This is a genomic window from Roseitalea porphyridii (assembly GCF_004331955.1).
GTDB lineage: Bacteria > Pseudomonadota > Alphaproteobacteria > Rhizobiales > Rhizobiaceae > Roseitalea > Roseitalea porphyridii.
Genome location: NZ_CP036532.1, coordinates 141,851 through 162,269, shown reverse-complemented (window position 1 = coordinate 162,269; position 20,419 = coordinate 141,851). Strand labels below are relative to the sequence as shown.

Here is a 20,419-nt window from a genome sequence, read left to right as displayed (position 1 = left end):
GCGGCGTGAGAGGCGGCGGAACCGGCGAAGGGGATGAGGCATGACCATCACGCGACAATATTGATGATGCGGCCGGGCACGACAATCACCTTTTTCGGCGCGGCTCCGTTCAGGTGCCGCTGGACGAAGTCGAGCGCCAGCGCCGAGGCCTCGACATCGGCCTTGTCCGCTTCGCGCGCGACGGCGAGTTCGCCCCGCTTCTTGCCGTTGATCTGCACCGGCATGGTGATCGTGTCGTCGGCGACGAGGCCGGGTTCGAATGCGGGCCAGGGAGCGCGGGCGACCATGTCGCCGTGGCCGAGCGTGGCCCAGCACTCCTCGGCGAGATGCGGTGCGATCGGTGCGACGAGCTGGACGAGGATCGAGAGCGTCTCGTGCGCTGCCGCCCGGTCGGCATCTGCGCCCGAGCGGGCCGCCTTGTCCACGGCGGGGGCGATGGCGTTGACCAGTTCATGGATCCGGGCGATCGCCTTGTTGAAGGCCAGCCGCGCGAAATCCTCGCCGACGCCCTTGAGCGCCTTGTGGGTCGCCTTGCGCATCGCGGTGGCGTCGTCCGATGCGCCGGACGGATCGCCCGGCCCGATCGACGGCGCGGCGCCGGCCACGATCCGCCACAGGCGCTGGATGAACCGGTGCGCACCCTCGGCGCCGGCGTCGGTCCATTCGACGTCGCGGTCGGGCGGCGAATCCGACAGCATGAACCAGCGCGCGGTGTCCGCGCCGTAGCTTTGCGTGATGTCCTCGGGCCCGATCGTGTTCTTCTTGGACTTGGACATCTTCTCGAGCCCGCCGATCGTGACCGCTGCGCCGGTCTCGGCGTCGAAGGCCCTGCGCTCGTCGTCATGGCCCTCGATGCGCACCTGGGACGGATCGAGCCAGTCGCCGTTCTCGCCCCGGTAGGTCTCGTGGACGACCATGCCCTGGGTGAACAGGCCCTTGAAGGGCTCGGCGACGTCCATGTGACCCGTCCTGGTCATCGCGCGGGCGAAGAAGCGCGAATAGAGAAGATGCAGGATCGCGTGTTCGATGCCGCCGATATACTGGTCCACCGGCAGCCACGCATTGGCCGCCTTCGGGTCGGTCGGCGCGTCTTCTTGCGGCGCGGTGAAGCGGGCGAAATACCAGGACGAATCGACGAACGTGTCCATCGTGTCGGTCTCGCGCCGCGCCGGCTTGCCGCAGGACGGGCAGTCGACGTTCTTCCAGGTCGGATGATGGTCGAGCGGATTGCCCGGCCGGTCGAAGCTGATGTCATCGGGCAGCCGGACCGGCAGCTGATCCTTCGGCACGGGCACCAGCCCGCAATCGTCGCAATGGATGATCGGGATCGGGCAGCCCCAGTAGCGTTGCCGCGAGATGCCCCAGTCGCGCAGCCGGAAGCGGGTCACGCCACGGCCCTTGCCGTGCGCCTCGAACCAGTCGATGGTCCGCTCGATGCCGTCCGCGCCGGTTGTTTCGCCGATCCCCGCGAAATGGTCGACATAGACCACCGTGTCGGTTTTCGGCGGCACGAGCGCTTCGTCTTCGACCGGCGTTTGATCGCCGGGCAGAAAGAACGCGTTGCGCACCGGCAGCCCGTACTTGCGCGCGAAATCGAGGTCGCGCTGGTCATGCGCCGGACAGCCGAAGACCGCGCCGGTGCCGTAATCCATCAGCACGAAATTGCCGACCCAGACCGGAAGCAACCGATCTTCGGCCGGATGACGAACGGTGAGACCGGTGTCGAAGCCGCGCTTTTCGGCCTTTTCCAGCGCTTCTTCGGACGTTCCGGTCCGCCGGCATTGTGCGTTGAACTCGGCAAGGTCCGCATTGCCCGCTTCAAGCGCGATCGAAAAGGGATGGTCGGGGGATATGGCCACGAAACTTGCCCCATGCAGCGTGTCAGGCCGCGTCGAATAGCATTCGATGGCGGTGTGGCCGAGCGTCGCTTCGCTCAGGTGGAAAGGGATCTCGACGCCGCGCGACTTGCCGATCCAGTTGCGCTGCATGGTGCGCACCTTGTCGGGCCACTCGTCCAGCGTATCGATCGCCTCGAGCAGATCCTCGCTGAAGTCGGTGATCCTGAAGACCCACTGGGCCAGCTCGCGTTGCTCGACTTCGGCGCCCGAGCGCCAGCCCTTGCCGTCGATCACCTGCTCGTTGGCGAGAACGGTCTGGTCGACCGGATCCCAGTTGACCTTGGAGACACGCCGACCGACGAGGCCCTCCTTGAGGAAATCGAGAAACAGCATCTGCTGGCGGTGATAGTAGTCGACATCGCAGGTCGCGAATTCGCGGTCCCAGTCGATCGACAGGCCCATAAGCTTGAGCTGGGCGCGCATCGTGTCGATGTTCTGATAGGTCCACTCGCGCGGATGCACCTTGTTCTGCATCGCCGCGTTCTCGGCGGGCATGCCGAACGCATCCCAGCCCATCGGATGGAGCACGTTGTAGCCCATGGCCCGCTTGTAGCGGGCGACGACGTCGCCCATCGTATAGTTGCGCGTATGACCGATATGGATACGCCCGGACGGATAGGGGAACATCTCGAGCACGTAATATTTCGGGCGCGGATCGTCGTTGTCGGTCCGGAAGAGCGCCGCCTCGTCCCAGGCCTTCTGCCACTTCGGTTCGGCGACGCGCGGATTGTATCGTTCGGTGCTCATGAAGGTCCGGGCTCGGAGCGGCGGGACAATGCCGCCGGGCTTGAAATCGGAGCGCGCCCATGCACTTGAAGGGCGACGGCGCGCCGGTGTCATGCCGCCAAACGCGCACAGGGTCAACCGCGGGACGGAGATCGCCGGGAAATGGGTCAGCTGGAGCCGAACGAGGACGGATTGGCCGGTCACGAAGGTTCCGCTGGCGGGTTCGATGCGGTGCGCGGGCGCGTCGCAGAGGCGGAACGGTCAGCCGGTCGGCCGGGCGGTGACGTCACGCTCGTGGCGGTGACCAAGACGTTCGACGCCGAGGCGATCGTGCCGGTGCTCGAACGGGGCCACCGCATCTTCGGCGAGAACCGCGTGCAGGAAGCCCAGGGCAAGTGGCCCGAGCTTCGCGAACGCTACGGCGATATCGAACTGCATCTGATCGGGCCGCTGCAGTCCAACAAGGCCGCCGATGCGGTGGCGCTCTTCGACGTCATCGAAACGGTCGACCGCGAGAAGATCGCGCGCGCGCTTGCCAGGGAAATGGACAAGCAGGGCCGCACGCCGCGCCTTTATGTTCAGGTCAACACCGGCGAGGAACCGCAAAAGGCCGGCGTCGCGCCCGCAGACGTGCCCGCTTTCCTGACACTGTGCCGCGACAAGCTGGGCCTGCGGATCGAGGGGCTGATGTGCATTCCGCCGGTCGACGAAAACCCCGGCCCGCATTTCGCGCTCGTGAAGAAGCTGGCGTCGGAGAGTGGCGTCCCCATGCTCTCGATGGGCATGTCGGGTGATTTCGAGACGGCCATCGCCTTCGGCGCGACGAGCGTGCGTGTCGGATCGGCGATTTTCGGGGCGCGCTGAAAGTCTTTTCGCGTTTTGTCAGTCTTTTTGCCTGACTTTCGGACGCGAATCCGACAGTGTTCGCGCGGGGCGCACCGGCCGCGCTTGCCGGGCCGATCCTTTGCACAGGAGGAAATGGAATGACACCGAAATGGGTCAAACTGGGGATGATCGCATTTCTGGCCAGCGCGACTTTGACGACGCAAGCCATCACGACGAAAGCCCTTGCGGCGCGTTGCATCACCAGCCAGGGGCAGTTCGACGCCTACAAGCAGTCGCTCGCCCAGCAGGCGGCGTCGGCCGGGGTCGGTCAGCGGGGCATGCAGGCGCTGCAGCAGGCCCGGCTTTCGGGCATCACCTGGCGTTTTGAATCCAACCCGTCATCGCAGACCGGCACGCGCTACCGCAGCCCGGAGCAGTTCCTGACGGCGCGCTTTTCGAGCGTGAATTCGTTCGTGTCGAACGCCAAGCGCCGGCTGAACCAGAACGCCTCGCTGTTCCGGTCGCTGGAGAGCCGCTACGGCGTTCCCGGCTCGATCCTCGTGTCGATCTGGGGCTACGAGACTTCCTGGGGTGGCTATACGGGCGACACGCCGATCGTCGGCGGGGCGGTGACGCTCGCCTCCTATTGCCGTCGCCATCCGCGTTTCGAGGATGACGCGATCGCAGCGCTGCAGCTCGTCGATCGCGGGATCATTTCCGCGAACAGCCGGGGCGGCCCCTCGGGCGAACTGGGCCACATGCAGTTTCTGGCCGGCAACTGGGTACGCTTCGCCGTCGACGGCAATGGCGATGGCCGCGCCGATCCGAACAATGCGGCCGACGCGCTGGCGACGGCCGCGAACATGCTGCGCCGGAACGGCTGGCGCGGCGGCCAGCCCTACACGCAGGGCTCGGGCAATTTCCGGGTTCTTTCGGCCTGGAACGACAGCGGCAACTATCAGCGGGCGATCGCCTATGCGGCGAGCCTAATCGACCAGTAGACGGTCGAGGCGGGCCTGCCCCGCCGGTGACAACGACAAAACCCGCGCCTGTCGGTACAGGCGCGGGTTTTTCGTGCCGTCATGGCAGATGTCAGTCTTCCTTGGGCGCCAGCACCTGACGACCGCGATACATGCCGGTCTTCAGGTCGATATGGTGCGGCCGGCGCAGTTCGCCCGACGCCTTGTCCTCGACATAGGACGGGTTCTTGAGCGCGTCGGTCGAGCGGCGCATGCCGCGCCGCGAGCGCGTGACCTTCCTCTTGGGTACAGCCATGTGTCTTACTCCGGATCGTGCGCAATCGCCGATAGCGCCGGTGACCGGCGGCTGTCTGGTCGACATGCGCGGAAAAGTGGCCGGGCCATACACCATCGGTGCGGGTTGGAAAAGGGGGTTCGGCCCAAATTGTCCGTGTTTCAGTCCGGCAGGCACCAGTCATAGCCGCCCGACTGGGCGGCGCGGCCCTGGATCACATCGGCGACGCGGTTGAGATCGGCGGTCGGCCTTGCCGGATCGCGGACATGGGGATTGGGGAGCGTGACCGCAAGGAGCGCGGACTGGCGGGCCGAAAGCCCGTCGGGCTGGCGGCCGAAATGATAGTCGGCGCCGGCGGCGATACCGAACTGGCCGGACGGACCCCATTCGGCGATGTTCAGATAGATCTCCATGATCCGCTGCTTGGGAAGAACGAGGTCGATCCAGACCGCCAGAGGCATTTCGAGCCCCTTGCGCACGAACGACCGGCCGCTCCAGAGAAACAGGTTCTTGGCCGTCTGCATGGTGATCGTTGATGCACCGCGCGGGCGTTCACCTTCGAGAGCATCATCGATCACCGCTCGCAGTTCGCGCAGGTCGATGCCGTGGTGCGAGCAGAACTGGCCATCCTCGGACATCAGGACGGACTGGTAGAGACGCGGCGCGACGTCGTCGATCTCCACCCAGCGCCGATCGACCGGGTCTCCCGTGACGGCGCGCGCGATCATCAGCGTGGAGACGGGCCGAACCGCATCGATCCGATAGATCAGCGTGAGGACGAACGGCAGCGCGCAGATGATCACAAGCGTCAGAAGCGGGTAGAAGACCCAGCGTCGGCGCAGAAAGCCGAGGCGCCGCTTGCGGCCACGGCCCTGCTTCGTCGGCGCGCCCGTGTCCTCGCCCCCGGCCCTGCTGCGCCTCTTGCGGCGATCGGTCTTCGGTCCTGTCCGTGCTGGGCTCACCGCCGTCGGTCCTGATCCTGCGTGCGCGTCGGCACCGCGCCGTCGATTGGTTCTGCGGCGGAACCCTGCCGCTCCGACCGCTTATTGCAGATCGATCGCGAAAACGCCAAAAGCAAGCGATGAACGATCATGAACTTTTTCGGAGCGCGCTGGCCTCGCGCGCGGCGCTGATCGAGGCGCATCTGGACCGGACGCTCTCGACCAGGCCGGCGAACGGTGAATTTGCCCGGCCCGAACGTCTGGTCGCGGCGATGCGCCATGCCGTCCTCAATGGCGGCAAGAGGCTGCGGCCGTTCCTGGTCATGGAGGTGAGCGCGCTGCTCGGCGGACGCGACGAGGCCGCGATCGGACCGGCAGCCGCGCTCGAATGCATCCATTGCTATTCGCTCGTGCACGATGATCTGCCGGCGATGGACGATGACGCGCTGCGGCGCGGACAGCCCACGGTGCATATCGCCTTCGACGAGGCGACGGCGATCCTCGCTGGCGATGCGCTGCTGACGCTGGCGTTCGATCTGGCCGTCTCGGGCGACCCGGAGGGCGATGATGGAAGGTGCCGGAATCTCGTCGCCCTGCTTGCGCGGGCCGCCGGATTCGGCGGCATGGCCGGCGGCCAGATGCTTGATCTGGTGCACGAACGGATGGCGGCCGACGGCGAGACGATCACGGCGATCCACGCGATGAAGACCGGCGCGCTGATCCGCGCGGCCTGCGAGGCCGGTGCCATTGTCGCCGGCGACCGCGAGCGGGCGCGCATGCACCGGTTTGGCGAGATCGTGGGCCTGGCGTTCCAGCTCGCCGACGATCTGCTCGACGTCACCGCGGACAGCGAGACGATGGGCAAGGCGACGGGCAAGGACGCCGCGGCCGGCAAGAAGACGCTTGTCGCGATGCACGGCGTCGACTGGGCGCGCGAACGGCTCGACGCCTATGTGCGCGAGGCCGAAGAGCTTCTTGCACCCTTTGGCGATCGGGCCGCCGTGCTTCGCGGCGCGGCGCGGTTCATCGCGGACCGGTCCTCCTGACGCCGACCGAATTGCCGGTATCAGTTGCGCTTGACGACGCAGGATTCGCCGACGGCGCGCAATCGGCTGCAGATCACGTTGGCCTCGGTGCGGGAATCGGCGCCGATCCGGACCGCATAGATCGGCTTCGGCCCGAGCGGGCTCTTTTGCCGGCTCACCGTGGCTGGCAGTCCGGCGATGAGCGACCCGTGCCGGCGCTTGATCGTGTCCCAACGGCGCATGACGGCGGCCCGCTTGTAGCCTCCGGCGACCTGCACGCCCCACGGCTTCAGCGGACCCTGGACCAGGCTGGCCAGCCCGGCGCCGGCGATCGACGCCATGCGCACGCAGGCTTCCGCGAAGGGCCTGCCCGGCTCCAGCGGCTCGTCGCGTACCTGGCGTCGGCGCTCGATGAAGACCTCGGCCGGTTCGCCGGTGATGTCGCGCACATAGTCCTCTGTCTCGAGCGGCAGCGAGGACGCGCCGACAAGCCAGCGGTCGATGCGCGCCTCGCCCGCATTGTAGGCTGCGGCGGCCAGGCCCAGATTGCCGAATTGCAGCCGCAGCGCGGCCAGATAGGTCGCCGAGGCGGGCACGGCCTCGGCCGGGTCGAAACTGTTCGACAGACCCCGCCGCGCGGCCGTGGCGGGCATGAACTGGGCGATGCCCTCGGCGCCCTTCGGCGAGACGGCGAGCGGGTCGAACCGGCTTTCCTTCCAGATCAGCCGGGCGAAGAAGGCGGGCGGCAAGCCATTGCGCTCGGCCTCGCGCTCGATCAGCCCACAGATCGCACCGTGGCCGACATCCTCCGGCGATGTGCCCTGAAAAGTGCGGCCCGTTACGGGTCCGAAACAGATAAGCGCGGCCGTCAATGCGGCGAGGCAGACACCGCAGGCGGACGTCTCAGGCCGCCGCATCCTTGCCGCCCCGCCCGAAACGGGCCTCGATATAGTCGGTGACCATGGCCTCGAACTGGGCCGCGATGTCGTCGCCGCGCAGCGTCGCGGCCTTGCGACCGTCGACGAAGACCGGGGCGGCCGGGCTCTCGCCGGTTCCGGGCAGGGAGATGCCGATATCGGCGTGCTTGGATTCGCCCGGACCGTTGACGATGCAGCCCATCACGGCGACCTTGAGTTCCTCGACGCCGGGATATTTCTCGCGCCAGACCGGCATGTTGCGGCGCAGATCGTCCTCGATCTTGCGCGCCAGTTCCTGGAAGACGGTCGAGGTGGTGCGTCCGCAACCCGGGCAGGCCGCGACCACGGGCAGGAACTGGCGAAAGCCCATCGTCTGCAGCAGTTCCTGGGCGACCTGAACCTCGCGCGTCCTGTCGCCGCCCGGTTCGGGTGTGAGCGAGATGCGGATCGTGTCGCCGATCCCCTGCTGCAACAAAATGGCGAGCGCGGCCGAGGAGGCGACGATGCCTTTCGATCCCATGCCCGCCTCGGTCAGGCCGAGGTGCAGCGCATGGTCACAGCGATCGGCGAGGTCGGTGTAGACGGCGATCAGATCCTGAACGCGGGACACCTTAGCCGACAAAAGGATCTTGTCGCGAGCAAGGCCGGTCTGCTCGGCAAGCTCGGCCGACAGCAGCGCCGACTGGACGATCGCTTCCCGCGTCACCTCGTCGGCCGACATCGGAAAGCCCTTCTTCTGGTTCTCGTCCATCAACCGGGTCAGCAGCTCCTGGTCGAGCGAGCCCCAGTTGACGCCGATGCGCACGGGCTTGTCGTGGCGGATCGCCATTTCGACGATGTCGATGAACTGGCGGTCGCGCTTGTCGCGGAAACCGACATTGCCCGGGTTGATCCGGTACTTGGCCAGCGCCTCGGCGCAGGCGGGGTGATCGGCGAGCAGCTTGTGGCCGATATAGTGGAAGTCGCCGACAAGCGGCACATCGTGGCCGAGCCGCAGCAGGCGCTCGCGGATTCTCGGAACCGCCGCCGCGCTCTCATCACGATCGACCGTGATACGGACGACTTCCGAGCCGGCCTTGTGAAGAGCCGCGCACTGGGCGACGGTGGCGTCGATGTCGGCGGTGTCGGTGTTGGTCATCGACTGGACCACGACCGGCGCATCGCCGCCCACGGTCACGCCACCGACATTGACGGCGACCGATCTGCGGCGCGGCAGGGGGGCTGACAGATAGTCCATGGTGAAATCCTGTCCGTTCGTGTCGGGTTTTAGCGGCTCGGCGCCGTGCCCGCAATCACCGCAGGCCGATCGGTGTCGTTGCAGAACGAAAACCGTGCGTTCGACGCGTCCGCGGCGATGACAGGGCGCGGCGCCCCGGTTATGTTGCGGCGCAATGAACGGCGCCAGACGGGGGAAGCCATGGCCAGCGAAGACATCAAGACTGCTGTCGTGACCGGATCCAATTCCGGCATCGGGCTCGGGATCGCGCGCGCACTCGCCGCCGAGGGCCACAATGTGGTGCTCAATTCCTACACGGACAGTGAGGACGACCACGGCCTTGCGCGGGAGATCGCCGAGGCGCACGGCAACCGCACCGTCTACGTCAAGGCCGACCTCTCCAACGGGGACGAGGCGCGTATGCTGGTCGAAAAGGCCGCGGAGAAATTCGGTTCGGTCGACATCCTGGTCAACAATGCGGGCATCCAGCACGTGGCGCCGGTGGAGGAGTTTCCAACCGCCAAGTGGGACGCGATCATCGCGATCAACCTGTCGTCGGCATTCCACACGACCGCCGCCGCCGTGCCTATGATGAAGGAAAAGGGCTGGGGCCGGATCGTCAACATCGCCTCGGCGCACGGCCTCACCGCCTCGCCCTATAAGTCCGCCTATATCGCGGCCAAGCACGGCATCGTCGGACTGACCAAGACCGTCGCGCTCGAATTCGCCGAGGCCAAGGTGGCCGCGACGTGCAACGCGGTCTGTCCGGGCTATGTGCTGACGCCGCTCGTCGAGAACCAGATCGAGGACCAGATGAAGGCGCACGGCATGGGACGGGAGGAAGTGCTGGAGAAGGTCATGCTGCAGCGCCAGCCGACGCGCGAATTCGCCACCGTCGAGGAGATGGGCGGCACCGTCGTGTTCCTGTGTTCGGACCACGCCAGGCAGATCACCGGCACGACGATTTCCGTCGACGGGGGCTGGACGGCGCTCTGACCGGCACCGGCACGCGGGATCGAAGGGTTATGGCGGAAACCGGAAACGGCACCCAGACCAGGCGGATCAACCTGGCGCTTCAGGGCGGCGGCTCGCACGGCGCGTTCACCTGGGGTGTGCTCGATGCGTTGCTCGAGGACGGAAGGTTCGACTTCGAGGGCATTTCGGGGACGAGCGCGGGCGCGATGAACGCGGTGGCGCTTGCCGACGGCTATCACAGGGGCGGTGCGGACGGCGCGCGCCAATGCCTGCATGATTTCTGGGCCGGCGTGGCGCGCACGGGTCGCTTTTCGCCGATCCAGCGCACCCCCGCCGATCTGTGGTTCGGCAATTTCGGCTACGAGAATTCGCCAACCTATCGCTTCTTCGACATCTTCAGCCGGGTCTTTTCGCCCTACGACACCAATCTGTTCGACATCAATCCGCTGCGCGACGTGGTCGGTCGGCAGATCGACTTCGACAATGTGCACGCGTGCGATGCGTTCAAGGTGTTCGTGTCGGCGACCAACGTGCACAGCGGCAAGGTGCGCGTGTTCACCGGCACCGACATCACGCTCGACGCGGTGATGGCCTCGGCCTGCCTGCCGACCCTTTTCAAGGCGGTCGAAATCGACGGCGTGCCCTACTGGGATGGCGGGTTCGGCGGCAACCCGGTGCTGTTTCCGTTCTTCTACGAGACGGACACCGAGGACTGCCTGCTCGTCCAGATCAATCCGATCGAGCGCGAGGAGACGCCCCAAACGGCGCAGGAAATCCAGGACCGGATGAACGAGATCACCTTCAATGCCGGGCTTCTGCGCGAGTTCAGGGCGATCGAGTTCGTGCGGAGGCTGATGGCGGACGGGCGGCTGGAGGGCACCGATTACCGGTCCATCCGCATGCACCGGATCGCCGCCGACGTGGCGGTCAAGGGCCTGACGGCCTCGTCCAAGCTCAATGCGGAATGGTCGTTCCTGACCGAGATGCGCGACATGGGCCGGGCGGCGACGCAGGACTTCATCGAGGCCCATTTCGAGGATATCGGCGTGCGGCCGACGCTCGACCTGAGTGCGGAATTGCGGGCAGACATCCTTCCGGCGACGGAGCGCGAGCCGGTCGGCAAGCGCATGCGCGACGCGCTCAGGCGGGCGAGCCGCGCCGCCGGGGGCGGGCAAAGAGGCTGACCCTCAGCCAACCGCTGCCGGTCGGGTGTCGGCCTTCAGCTCCACCGCGTCGGCGAAGAACTCGATGATGGCATGCATGTGGGTCTCGATCGGCTTGCCCTTCTTGACCTCTTCCTTGAGGCCCTCGAGCGCGAACACGAAGACGCGGGCGATGGTCTTTGCATCGGCGCCAAACCGGGAAAGGTCGGCGAGCCCGTCGCGCTCGGCACCGGCGAGCCCCTCGGCGATCACGCCGGTCAGCGAATCGGTCCATATCTTGCTGATGTCGCTGGCGATCTCGTCGCTGATGCCGATCAGCTCCTGGCCGTGGGCCGTTTGCTCGACGAAGCGATGCATGTCGAGAATCGACCGTTCCATCGCCTCGCGCAGCTTGTCACGGAAGCAGCCCGGCACCGCAAAACCGCTGCGGGCATTGCGGGCCGCCTCCGACATCAGCGCCTCGGCGAGCGCGCGGAAGATTTCGGTCTTGTTCTTGAAGGACTGATAGAGCGCCGGACGCGACATGCCGGCGGCGCGTGCGATGTCGTCCATCGACGTCTTGCGGAACCCGTAGGTGATGAACACGTCGAGGGCCGCCTGCAAGACGGTTCCGCGCTTGTCGTTCGAACAGATGTGAAGCATGGCCTCTTGACCTTATGACATTTTTTGTTATTTTGTCAAATTGTCAGATAGGGCTTTCCATGCCGCTGCGCAACAGGCATATTGTGCAGTGCGGAAAGTGTGCGGCGCGGTCCAGTACGACGGTCGGCGCGTATGATGGATCAAATGTCCCGCCACGGGGCCAGAAGGTACTGACTGGAATTTCCGATGAAAGCGCATCGCTATGCGGCCATTCTGGTGTTCATCGCATCAGCCGCCTGGGTCCTGACGGGCGATTTCTCCTTCGTTGGCAGCGCCACCGGACAGGATTCCGAGGAGTCCGCGCCGGTCGAGCAGACCGAGCCGGCAACGACGGATGAGGATGCGGCGGCGCGTTCGCTGCAATCGGTGGCGGTCGCCGTCATTCCGAGCATCGATCATACGCGGACCGTGCGGGTCTCGGGCGTCACACAGGCCGACAAGCGCACCGACATCACGGCGCGTGCCGGCGGCATCATCTCCGAGCTTCCGGTCGAACAGGGCGATCGGGTCGAGGCCGGCGAGACCATCGCGCGGATCGCGCCCGAGGGGCGTGACGCTGCGGTGCGCAGCGCGGAGGCGGCGCTCGAACAGGCGCGGGCCGAATTCACCGCGCGCGAACAGCTCGTCGAGAACGGCACCCTGCCCCGTCTGCAGCTCGAACAGCAGCGCTCGGCGCTGCGCCTTGCCGAAAGCCAGTACGAGGCGACCGTCGCCGAGCTCGAACGGCTGGAGATCACCGCGCCCTTCGGCGGCGTGGTCGATGCGGTTATGGTCGAACGCGGCGGCGCGGTGAACCAAGGAACGCCCGTCGCGAACCTGATCTCTCTCGATCCGATCATCGGGGTCGGCGAGGTCAACGAGAGCGATCTGCGCACGATCGAGGTTGGCGGCGACGCGCAACTGCGCCTCGTCACCGGCGAGACCATCACCGGCACGATTCGCTACATCAGCCGCGATGCGCAGCCCTCGACCCGCACCTTCACGGTCGAGGTCGAGGCGGCCAATCCCGACCTTGCAGTGCCGGCCGGAATGACCGCCGAGGTGATCCTGCGCGGGGAGCCCGTGGTCGCGACGCCGGTTCCGCGCTCCATCGTCACGCTGAACGATGCGGGCGAACTGGGCGTGCGCGCTGTCGACGCGGACGACCAGGTGGTGTTCTATCCGATTGACCTGGTCGACGATTCGACCGATGCGCTGCTGCTTGGCGGCATTCCCCGCGGCGCGCGCGTCATCGTCGTCGGCCAGAACCTCGTCAGTGACGGCCAGCGGGTCGAGCCTGTCGAGGCCGAAAGCGAGGTCATCGAACGCCTGATCGCGGAAGCGACGGGCGGGGCGGCGAGCCAATGATGGGATTTCTCGAACTTGCCGTGCGCAATGCGCGGCTGACGATCGTCACGCTGTCGTTCTTCCTGATCGCCGGCACGCTCGCCTATATCAGCATCCCGAAGGAAGCCGAGCCGGACGTCCAGTTCCCGGTCATCTATGTCGGCCTGTCGCTGTCGGGCGTGTCGCCCGAGGACGCCGAGCGGATGCTGATCCGGCCGCTGGAGTCCGAGCTTCAGAACATCAAGGGCGTCGATACGATGACGGCCAGCGCCTATCAGGGCGGTGGCAACATCGTGGTCGAGTTCGATCCCAGCGCCGATCTGGCAACGGCGCTCGAGGACGTGCGCACCGAGGTCGATCAGGTCAAGGGCGAATTCCCCGCCGGAACCGACGAGCCGTCGGTGGTCGAGGTCAACATCTCCGAGTTTCCGGTCCTCGTGGTGACGCTTTCGGGCGACGCACCGGAGCGCGTGCTGACGCGCACCGCCAGGGCCCTGCGCGACCAGATCGAGGAAGTGGGCGGCGTTCTGAACGCCGACATGCAGGGCGCGCGGGACGAACTGGTCGAGGTCATCATCGATCCGGTCAAGCTGTCATCGTACAATCTGCAGCTCGACGCGCTGGTCGGTGGGGTCGGCGCCAACAACCGGCTGGTAGCCGCCGGCACGCTGGAGGGCGACCAGGGCCGCTATGCGGTCAAGGTTCCCTCGCTGATCGAGACGGTCGAGGACATCGCCAATCTGCCGATCGCCGTCAGCGGCAACGCGGTCGTGCGCGCGCGCGATCTGGCGACGATCCGCAACACGTTCGAGGACCGCGAAACGGTGGCGCGGCTGAACGGAAAGCCGGCGATCGCGATCGAGGTTTCCAAGCGCGCCGGCGCCAACCTGATCGAGACGGTCGACGCGGTGAAGGCGGAAGCCGAAGCCTTCAAGACCCAGCTGCCGCCGGGCGTGGAGATCACCTTCACGCAGGATCGGTCCGAAAACATCCGGACGCTTCTGGACGATCTTCAGAACTCGGTGCTGACGGCGGTCATCCTCGTCTTCATCGTCATCCTGTTCTATCTCGGTTTCCGGTCATCGCTGCTGATCGGCCTTGCCATTCCGACATCGTTCCTGATGGGAATCCTGTTCCTGTCGCTTGCCGGCTACACGGTGAACCTTGTCGTGCTGTTCAGCCTGATCCTGGCGGTCGGCATGCTCGTCGACGACGCGATCATCGTCACCGAATATGCCGAGCGCCGGATGGCCGAAGGCGTGGCCGCACCGCCGGCTTTCGCCGAGGCCGCCCGCCGCATGTTCGGACCGGTGGTCGTGTCGACGCTGACGCGCATCGCCGCTTTCTCGCCACTGTTGTTCTGGCCGGGCATCGTCGGCGAGTTCATGAGCTACATGCCGATCACGCTGATCGCGACGCTGACGGCTTCCACCATCTACGCGCTGCTTTTCGCGCCGACGATCGGTTCGATCGTCGGACGGGCGGCGGTGCAGAAGCGCCGGCCGGACGGTATGTACATGTCGGTGATCCGCAAGGCGGTGCGCTTCCCGGTGCTCACGCTGGTGCTGGTCGCCGGGCTGATGGGCGGGATCGTCTACACCTATTCCAACAACAATCAGGGCGTCGAATTCTTCCCGGCGGTCGAACCCGAATATGGCCTTCTGTACGTCAAGGCGCGGGGCAACCTGTCGCTCGAGGAGCAGGACGAACTCGTCCGGCGTGCCGAGGAGCGGCTGCTCGACTGGCCCGGCATCAAGACGGTCTATGCGCGCGCCGGCTCGTCCCGGGGCGGCCTGCAGCTCATGGGCGGCGGCACCGAGGACACGGTCGGAACGATCCAGTACGAGTTCGTCGACTGGCGCGAACGCCAGCCGGCCAGCGAGATCCTGACCTCGCTGCGCACGCAGTTCGCCGATATCGCGGGCGTGAACATCGAGATCTCGACGCCGGACGCCGGCCCGCCGCAGGGCAAACCGATCCAGGTGCGGCTTCAGGCGGACGATCCGACCGGGCTCGAGGACGCCGCCCGCGCCGTGGCCGGCTATCTGGAAACGGTTCCCGAAGTCATCGATCTCGATGACGGCCTGCCGCCGCTTTCGATCGACTGGGAGCTCAAGGTCGACAGGACCGAGGCGGCCAAATACGGGCTCGGCCCCGATTCGGTCGGCCGCGTCGTGCAGCTCGTGACCACCGGCCTGAAACTGTCCGACTATCGGCCGGCAGGCGCGGACGACGCCGTCGACATCCGGCTGCGTGTGCCGGAGGACCGGCGTACGCTGTCGATGCTCGACGAGTTGCGCGTCGAGACCGCCTCGGGCGCCGTGCCGCTGACCAATTTCGTCGACCGCGAACCGGCGGCCTCGCTGGGTACGCTGACGCGCATCGACGGATCGCGAACCATCACGGTGACTTCGAACCTTGTCGAGGGCGTGCAGGATTCGGTGCTTCAGGCGCAGGTCGCCGAGCAGCTCGAGACGATGGATTTCCCCTCCAACATAAGATGGGAGATGGTCGGCTCGGACCAGGAGAGCGAGGAGGCTGCGGCATTCCTCGGCAACGCGTTCGGCGTCGCGATCTTCCTGATCTTTGCGTTGCTGCTGGCCCAGTTCAACCGCTTCACCTATGTCTGGCTCGTTCTCAGCGCGGTGGTGATGTCGACGATCGGCGTTCTGCTCGGACTGGTTGTCATGCAGATGCCGTTCTCGATCATCATGACGGCGATCGGAACGATCGCGCTGGCCGGCGTGGTGGTGAACAACAACATCGTGCTGATCGACACCTATGCGCACCTCAGGCGCAAGGGCGTCGACAAGATGGAGGCGGTGCTGGAGACCTGCCGGGAGCGCGTGCGACCGGTGATGCTGACGGCGGTGACCGCGATCCTCGGCGTCCTTCCGATCGCGTTCGGCGTCAATCTGGCGCTGATCGATCACGAAGTGACGATCGGGGCGCCCTCGACGCAATGGTGGGTCGCGCTGTCGAGCGCGATCGTCTTCGGCCTTGCCTTTTCGACCGTGCTCACGCTGGTGGTGACGCCCGCGGCGCTGATGATCTTCACCCGCGACAATGAAAGCCTTGCCAAGGGCAGCCTGATCGCACGGCTGAAGCGCTGGCGGCGCAAGAGGGCGATCGACCGGCAGCGGGCGGCGGATCGGCCGAAACCGGAACCCGCAGCACGTCCGGGCCGGCGACCGGCGCCGCGCCCCGATGCGCCCGAGGAACTCCCCGACGATCTGCGCCCCTATCCGAAGGCGGCCGAATAGGCCGCGCGATCAGGCGCGCGTCGCGCGCGCCAGATAGCAGCCCGGCCTGGCGATGTGCAGGTGAACCTCGGCGACCGCGCGGTCGGCGAGCATCGTTTCGAGCGTTGCTGCGACGGCCCCGCCCTCGACCACATCGGCGCCGACCATCATCCAGTCGCCGTCGAAGGCACGCACCGAGATCAGCCGCCGGCCGATGACGTCGGGCACGTCGCCGGGCTCGGGACGGGCCTGCGGGGCCGTCTCGCGCACGAAGACGGCGTGGCTTGCGCGGTAGGGCGTCGCCCCGCCCAGATGCTCATGATTGACCAGCAGAAGCCGTTCGCCCTTGTCGGCGTCCGCCAGACTGACGCGGCAGGGCCAGCCGGGGCTGGATTCGGCGATCCGCCAGACGGCGCGGCGAGTGGCGAGCGCGGTCTCGTCGAGACCGAACAGGGGCGCGAAGGTCTCGCGCGGCAGGGCGTGGATCTGGAAGGTCATCATCGGTCTCCGGGATGCGGGGACCAATCATCGCCGGGGGCGCGGTGCCGCGCCACCCGGTTCTTGCAGGCGGGTCGGACCGGTCAGGCGGCCTGCTTCTTGGGCGAGATCAGGCCGCGATTGACCAGCACTTCGGCGATCTGGATGGCGTTCAGGCCGGCGCCCTTGCGCAGATTGTCCGAGACGACCCAGATGTTCAGGCCGTTGTCGACAGTGGGATCCTCGCGGATGCGCGAGATATAGGTCGCATCCTCGCCGGCCGATTCGTACGGCGTCATGTAGCCGCCATCCTCGTGCTTGTCGACGACGAGACAGCCCGGTGCCTCGCGCAGGATGTCGCGCGCCTGATCGGCCGTGATCTCGTTCTCGAACTCGATGTTGACCGCTTCGGAATGGCCGATGAAGACGGGCACCCGGACGGCGGTGCAGGTCACCTTGATCTTCGGATCGAGCATCTTCTTGGTCTCGGCGACCACCTTCCACTCCTCCTTGGTCGACCCGTCCTCCATGAACACGTCGATATGCGGGATGAGGTTGAAGGCGATGCGCTTGGTAAACTTGTTGTTCTCGATCGGGTCGGCGACGTAGACCGCACGCGTCTGCGCGAACAGTTCGTCCATGCCTTCCTTGCCCGCGCCGGAGACCGACTGGTAGGTGGCGACGACGACGCGCCTGATCCGGGCGGCATCGTGCAGCGGCTTGAGTGCGACGACGAGCTGCGCGGTCGAGCAGTTCGGGTTGGCGATGATGTTGCGCCTGGTGAAGCCCTCGACCGCATCGGCATTCACTTCGGGCACAATCAGCGGCACATCGGCGTCGTAGCGGAAGGCGGACGAGTTATCGATGACGACGCAGCCCTTGGCGGCGATCTTCGGCGCCCACTGCTTGGCGACCGAGCCGCCAGCGCTCATCAGGCAGATGTCGGTATCGGTGAAGTCGAAGGTTTCGAGTGCCTGAACCTTGAGCGTCTTGTCTCCGAACGAGACGTCCTGGCCGACCGAACGGCGCGAGGCGAGCGGAACGACCGTGTCGGCGGGAAAGCCGCGTTCGGCCAGTATATCGAGCATTTCGCGGCCGACATTGCCGGTCGCGCCCGCTATGGCGATTTTGAAACCCATGGTTCCCGTCTCCTGTCTCCCCTCTTGCGGTCAAGCGCCACTCTTCCCGCCCCCGGGAGAGTGTGGGGCGGAACGGGTCAGATCACGGTGGTCTTCTTGATCGTGATGCGCATGGTGGCGACGTTGTGGTCGAGCACTGTGCGAAAGTCAACATCGCCGCGCGGCGGCATGCGCAAGATTCGCCGAAAGGCCGATGTCCGGCCGACAAGACGGAGGATCATGCCATGCATACCATCGCAAAGCTCGCCATCGGCGCGGCCCTGCTGGCCGGAGCGACCGGCAGCGCGCAGGCCGAGTTCATCTCCTGCCCGCTCGATCAGGCACGCCGTACCATCACGGACCCGCTGCCGGGCGGTTGGTGGACGACGCCGATCGTCAACCGGCTCTCGGAGACCCGGGTTCAGGATATCGGCGGCAAGCCGGCGCTGATCTGTGTCTACGGGTCGTCGGGCAGCGTGCAGCGCGAGGCACCCGAGGGCAGCACCTGCCGCAGCGCAGGCAGCGGCTTCGAATGCACGGCATCGGCGCCGGCGCCACGGACCTTCTCCACCGGTGGGCTGGACGTGCCCCAGACCTACGCGTTCGATCTCGACCGGGGCGGCGTGACGAGCGACGGCGCCGATTTCTGGTTTCAGGCGGAGACGGCCGATCTTCTATACATCGTCCCCCGCAACGGCGCGCGGATCGGGATCGGCGATCGCTCCAACCGCGGCCTTGCCGGCTGCTCGTCGGCGCGGATGACGACCGACCGCGTCTCGCTCGGCGACATGCCGACGGGCTCTTACGTCTGCGCGCGAACCAATGAGGGCCGCGTGACGCAGTTCCGCGTCAACGCAATTTCGCCCGGATCGCCGAAGACATTGAGCATCGGCTACACGACCTGGCAGTGAGGAGTATCGTGCGATGAACGACAGGGCGCTTCGAAGCGGCTCGGCGCACAGGGACCATCTCGCGGTGCGTGCGCTCCGTCGCGGTCTCGTCGTTCTCGCCATGCTCGCCGGTGTGGCCGTTCCGGCCGGCGCGGTCAGCGAGCCCGGCACGCAGCGTCTGACCGGCGCGGCCCTGACGTCGGCGTTCGTCGGCAAGGTCTTTCGCGGCATCTATCAGGATGGAACCGGTTGGCGCGAAGCCTATCTGGTCGACGGCGAGGTGGACTATGAAGACGACTACCGTGCCGCGCGCGGCGACTGGTTCGTCGAGGATGACCTCTTGTGCACCTTCTACCACACGGGTCTGACGGGCGGCTGCTTCGTCGTCATGCGGCGCAGCGAGAACTGTTTCGACTTCTACGCCATCAATCCCGAAACCGACATGCCCGATGCTTCCAAGCAGTCGATCCAGGCCGGGTATGGCTGGACCGCGCAGGGCGCGCGCTCGGACCGAACGTCGACCTGCCCGGAAGGGCTGGTTTCCTAGAGCGCCTTCGCTCTTCGTTCAGTCTCTCGGGCGCTCAACATCCTCGGACCTTCGCAGTTCCGGGCGCGCGACCGGTTCCCTCTTTCGCGGGAATTGCTCTAGCCGGCATAGGCGGCGAGGATCGCGTCGCCCATCTCGGCCGTCGAGACCTTGCGCGCACCCTCACCCATGATGTCGGCGGTGCGCAGGCCATCGTCGAGGACCTTGGCGATGGCGCTTTCGAGCCGCGCCGCTTCGTCGGTCATGGCGAACGAATAGCGCAGGCACATCGCAAACGAGGCGATCATCGCGATCGGGTTGGCAAGACCCTGCCCGGCGATGTCGGGCGCCGAGCCGTGGACCGGCTCGTAGAGCGCCTTGCGCTTGCCGGTGGCGGCGTCCGGCGCGCCAAGTGACGCGGACGGCAGCATGCCGAGCGAGCCGGTGAGCATGGCGGCGACATCGGACAGCATGTCGCCGAACAGATTGTCGGTGACGATCACATCGAACTGCTTGGGCCAGCGCACGAGCTGCATGCCGCCGGCATCGGCGAGCATGTGGGTCAGTTCGACATCGGCATAGTGCGCCGCATGGGTCGCGGTCACCACCTCGTTCCACAGAACGCCCGACTTCATCACGTTGCGCTTTTCCATCGAGCAGACCTTGCCGGCGCGTGTGCGCGCAAGTTCGAAGGCGACACCGGAAATGCGCTCGATCTCGAACGTGTCGTAGACCTGCGTGTCGATGCCGCGCTTCTGGCCGTTGCCGAGATCGACGATCTCCTTGGGCTCGCCGAAATAGACCCCGCCGGTCAGTTCGCGGACGATCAAGATGTCGAGCCCCTCGATCACGTCGCGCTTGAGCGAGGAGGCGTCGGCCAGCGCCGGATAGCAGATGGCCGGTCGCAGATTGGCGAACAGCTGCATGTCCTTGCGCAGCCGCAACAGCCCGGCCTCGGGCCGCTTGTCATAGGGCACGCCGTCCCATTTCGGCCCGCCGACGGCGCCGAAGAGCACCGCATCGGCGGCCATCGCCTTTTCCATGTCGGCCTCGGAGATCGCTTCGCCATGGGCGTCGAAGGCCGATCCGCCGACAAGACCGGTGTCGGTGACGAAGCCGGCGTTCTCGGCGGCGTTCATATGGTCGATCAGCTTGGTCACTTCGGCCATGGCCTCGGGGCCGATGCCGTCACCGGGCAGCAGGAACAGGGAGCGCGTCGTCATGAAGGTTCTCGTCGTAGCGGGAAGATGGCCGCTTC

The 20,419-nt window shown here is 66.4% G+C and carries 18 protein-coding genes; 9 read left to right on the top strand and 9 right to left on the bottom strand.

The genetic code is table 11. The features are described 5' to 3' along the window. Positions 1 to 47: 47 nt before the first annotated feature. Positions 48 to 2,645: a leucine--tRNA ligase gene (leuS, locus tag E0E05_RS00785; protein WP_131614955.1), complete on the bottom strand. Its 2,598-nt coding sequence runs from the start codon at positions 2,643 to 2,645 to the stop codon at positions 48 to 50. Positions 2,646 to 2,786: 141 nt separating this feature from the next. Between leuS and E0E05_RS00780 the strand changes: the two genes are divergently transcribed. Both E0E05_RS00780 and E0E05_RS00775 read left to right on the top strand, forming a co-directional pair. Further along, positions 2,787 to 3,488 (top strand): YggS family pyridoxal phosphate-dependent enzyme, encoded by a 702-nt coding sequence (locus E0E05_RS00780; protein ID WP_131614954.1) that lies wholly within the window; start codon positions 2,787 to 2,789, stop codon positions 3,486 to 3,488. A 119-nt stretch (positions 3,489 to 3,607) separates the two neighbouring features. After that, positions 3,608 to 4,450 (top strand): lytic murein transglycosylase, encoded by an 843-nt coding sequence (locus tag E0E05_RS00775; protein ID WP_131614953.1) that lies wholly within the window; start codon positions 3,608 to 3,610, stop codon positions 4,448 to 4,450. 91 nt (positions 4,451 to 4,541) lie between these two features. On the opposite strand, the gene rpmF is transcribed toward E0E05_RS00775, so the two are convergent. Both rpmF and E0E05_RS00765 read right to left on the bottom strand, forming a co-directional pair. Continuing rightward, the gene (gene rpmF, locus E0E05_RS00770) at positions 4,542 to 4,724 is read right to left on the bottom strand and encodes a 50S ribosomal protein L32 (protein ID WP_131614952.1); all 183 of its coding nucleotides are present in this window, start codon (positions 4,722 to 4,724) and stop codon (positions 4,542 to 4,544) included. 140 nt (positions 4,725 to 4,864) lie between these two features. Continuing rightward, positions 4,865 to 5,665 (bottom strand): biosynthetic peptidoglycan transglycosylase, encoded by an 801-nt coding sequence (locus tag E0E05_RS00765; RefSeq protein ID WP_428977585.1) that lies wholly within the window; start codon positions 5,663 to 5,665, stop codon positions 4,865 to 4,867. 119 nt (positions 5,666 to 5,784) lie between these two features. On the opposite strand from E0E05_RS00765, the gene E0E05_RS00760 reads away from it, so the two are divergent. Further along, the gene (locus tag E0E05_RS00760; protein WP_131614951.1) at positions 5,785 to 6,690 is read left to right on the top strand and encodes a polyprenyl synthetase family protein; all 906 of its coding nucleotides are present in this window, start codon (positions 5,785 to 5,787) and stop codon (positions 6,688 to 6,690) included. Positions 6,691 to 6,710: 20 nt separating this feature from the next. Here the strand turns inward: E0E05_RS00760 and E0E05_RS00755 are convergent, their stop codons facing one another. Together E0E05_RS00755 and ispG are read right to left on the bottom strand one after the other, a co-directional pair. After that, positions 6,711 to 7,586, bottom strand: coding sequence for a lytic transglycosylase domain-containing protein (locus tag E0E05_RS00755; RefSeq protein WP_131614950.1), 876 nt, complete (start codon positions 7,584 to 7,586; stop codon positions 6,711 to 6,713). Then, positions 7,573 to 8,823 carry a flavodoxin-dependent (E)-4-hydroxy-3-methylbut-2-enyl-diphosphate synthase gene (gene ispG / locus E0E05_RS00750; RefSeq protein ID WP_131614949.1) on the bottom strand — a complete coding sequence of 417 codons (1,251 nt, stop codon included), beginning with the start codon at positions 8,821 to 8,823 and terminating at the stop codon, positions 7,573 to 7,575. Before ispG ends, E0E05_RS00755 begins: the two co-directional genes overlap by 14 nt. Positions 8,824 to 9,003: 180 nt before the next feature. On the opposite strand from ispG, the gene E0E05_RS00745 reads away from it, so the two are divergent. Together E0E05_RS00745 and E0E05_RS00740 are read left to right on the top strand one after the other, a co-directional pair. Beyond that, entirely contained in the window at positions 9,004 to 9,798 is a 795-nt protein-coding gene (locus E0E05_RS00745; protein ID WP_131614948.1) for a 3-hydroxybutyrate dehydrogenase, read from the top strand. A gap of 29 nt (positions 9,799 to 9,827) precedes the next feature. Further along, positions 9,828 to 10,961, top strand: coding sequence for a patatin-like phospholipase family protein (locus E0E05_RS00740; RefSeq protein WP_131614947.1), 1,134 nt, complete (start codon positions 9,828 to 9,830; stop codon positions 10,959 to 10,961). A 3-nt stretch (positions 10,962 to 10,964) separates the two neighbouring features. Here the strand turns inward: E0E05_RS00740 and E0E05_RS00735 are convergent, their stop codons facing one another. After that, entirely contained in the window at positions 10,965 to 11,582 is a 618-nt protein-coding gene (locus tag E0E05_RS00735) for a TetR/AcrR family transcriptional regulator (RefSeq protein ID WP_131614946.1), read from the bottom strand. Positions 11,583 to 11,768: 186 nt separating this feature from the next. On the opposite strand from E0E05_RS00735, the gene E0E05_RS00730 reads away from it, so the two are divergent. Both E0E05_RS00730 and E0E05_RS00725 read left to right on the top strand, forming a co-directional pair. Further along, on the top strand, positions 11,769 to 12,929 hold the full coding sequence (locus tag E0E05_RS00730; RefSeq protein ID WP_131614945.1) for an efflux RND transporter periplasmic adaptor subunit: 1,161 nt from the start codon (positions 11,769 to 11,771) through the stop codon (positions 12,927 to 12,929). Further along, complete coding sequence (locus E0E05_RS00725; RefSeq protein ID WP_131617833.1) at positions 12,929 to 16,171, top strand: efflux RND transporter permease subunit; 3,243 nt, start codon at positions 12,929 to 12,931, stop codon at positions 16,169 to 16,171. Before E0E05_RS00730 ends, E0E05_RS00725 begins: the two co-directional genes overlap by 1 nt. A gap of 9 nt (positions 16,172 to 16,180) precedes the next feature. Here E0E05_RS00725 and E0E05_RS00720 read toward each other — a convergent pair whose 3' ends face one another. Together E0E05_RS00720 and E0E05_RS00715 are read right to left on the bottom strand one after the other, a co-directional pair. Further along, positions 16,181 to 16,648, bottom strand: a complete 468-nt coding sequence (locus E0E05_RS00720) for a DUF1203 domain-containing protein (RefSeq protein WP_131614944.1) — start codon at positions 16,646 to 16,648, stop codon at positions 16,181 to 16,183. An 83-nt stretch (positions 16,649 to 16,731) separates the two neighbouring features. Next, on the bottom strand, positions 16,732 to 17,766 hold the full coding sequence (locus tag E0E05_RS00715; RefSeq protein WP_131614943.1) for an aspartate-semialdehyde dehydrogenase: 1,035 nt from the start codon (positions 17,764 to 17,766) through the stop codon (positions 16,732 to 16,734). 224 nt (positions 17,767 to 17,990) lie between these two features. Between E0E05_RS00715 and E0E05_RS00710 the strand changes: the two genes are divergently transcribed. Further along, complete coding sequence (locus E0E05_RS00710) at positions 17,991 to 18,656, top strand: hypothetical protein (RefSeq protein WP_131614942.1); 666 nt, start codon at positions 17,991 to 17,993, stop codon at positions 18,654 to 18,656. Between the two features lie 13 nt (positions 18,657 to 18,669). Beyond that, positions 18,670 to 19,182, top strand: coding sequence for a hypothetical protein (locus E0E05_RS00705; RefSeq protein ID WP_131614941.1), 513 nt, complete (start codon positions 18,670 to 18,672; stop codon positions 19,180 to 19,182). 98 nt (positions 19,183 to 19,280) lie between these two features. On the opposite strand, the gene leuB is transcribed toward E0E05_RS00705, so the two are convergent. Continuing rightward, a complete protein-coding gene (gene leuB / locus E0E05_RS00700) occupies positions 19,281 to 20,384 on the bottom strand; it encodes a 3-isopropylmalate dehydrogenase (RefSeq protein ID WP_131614940.1) in 1,104 nt (367 codons plus the stop codon). Positions 20,385 to 20,419: the final 35 nt, after the last annotated feature.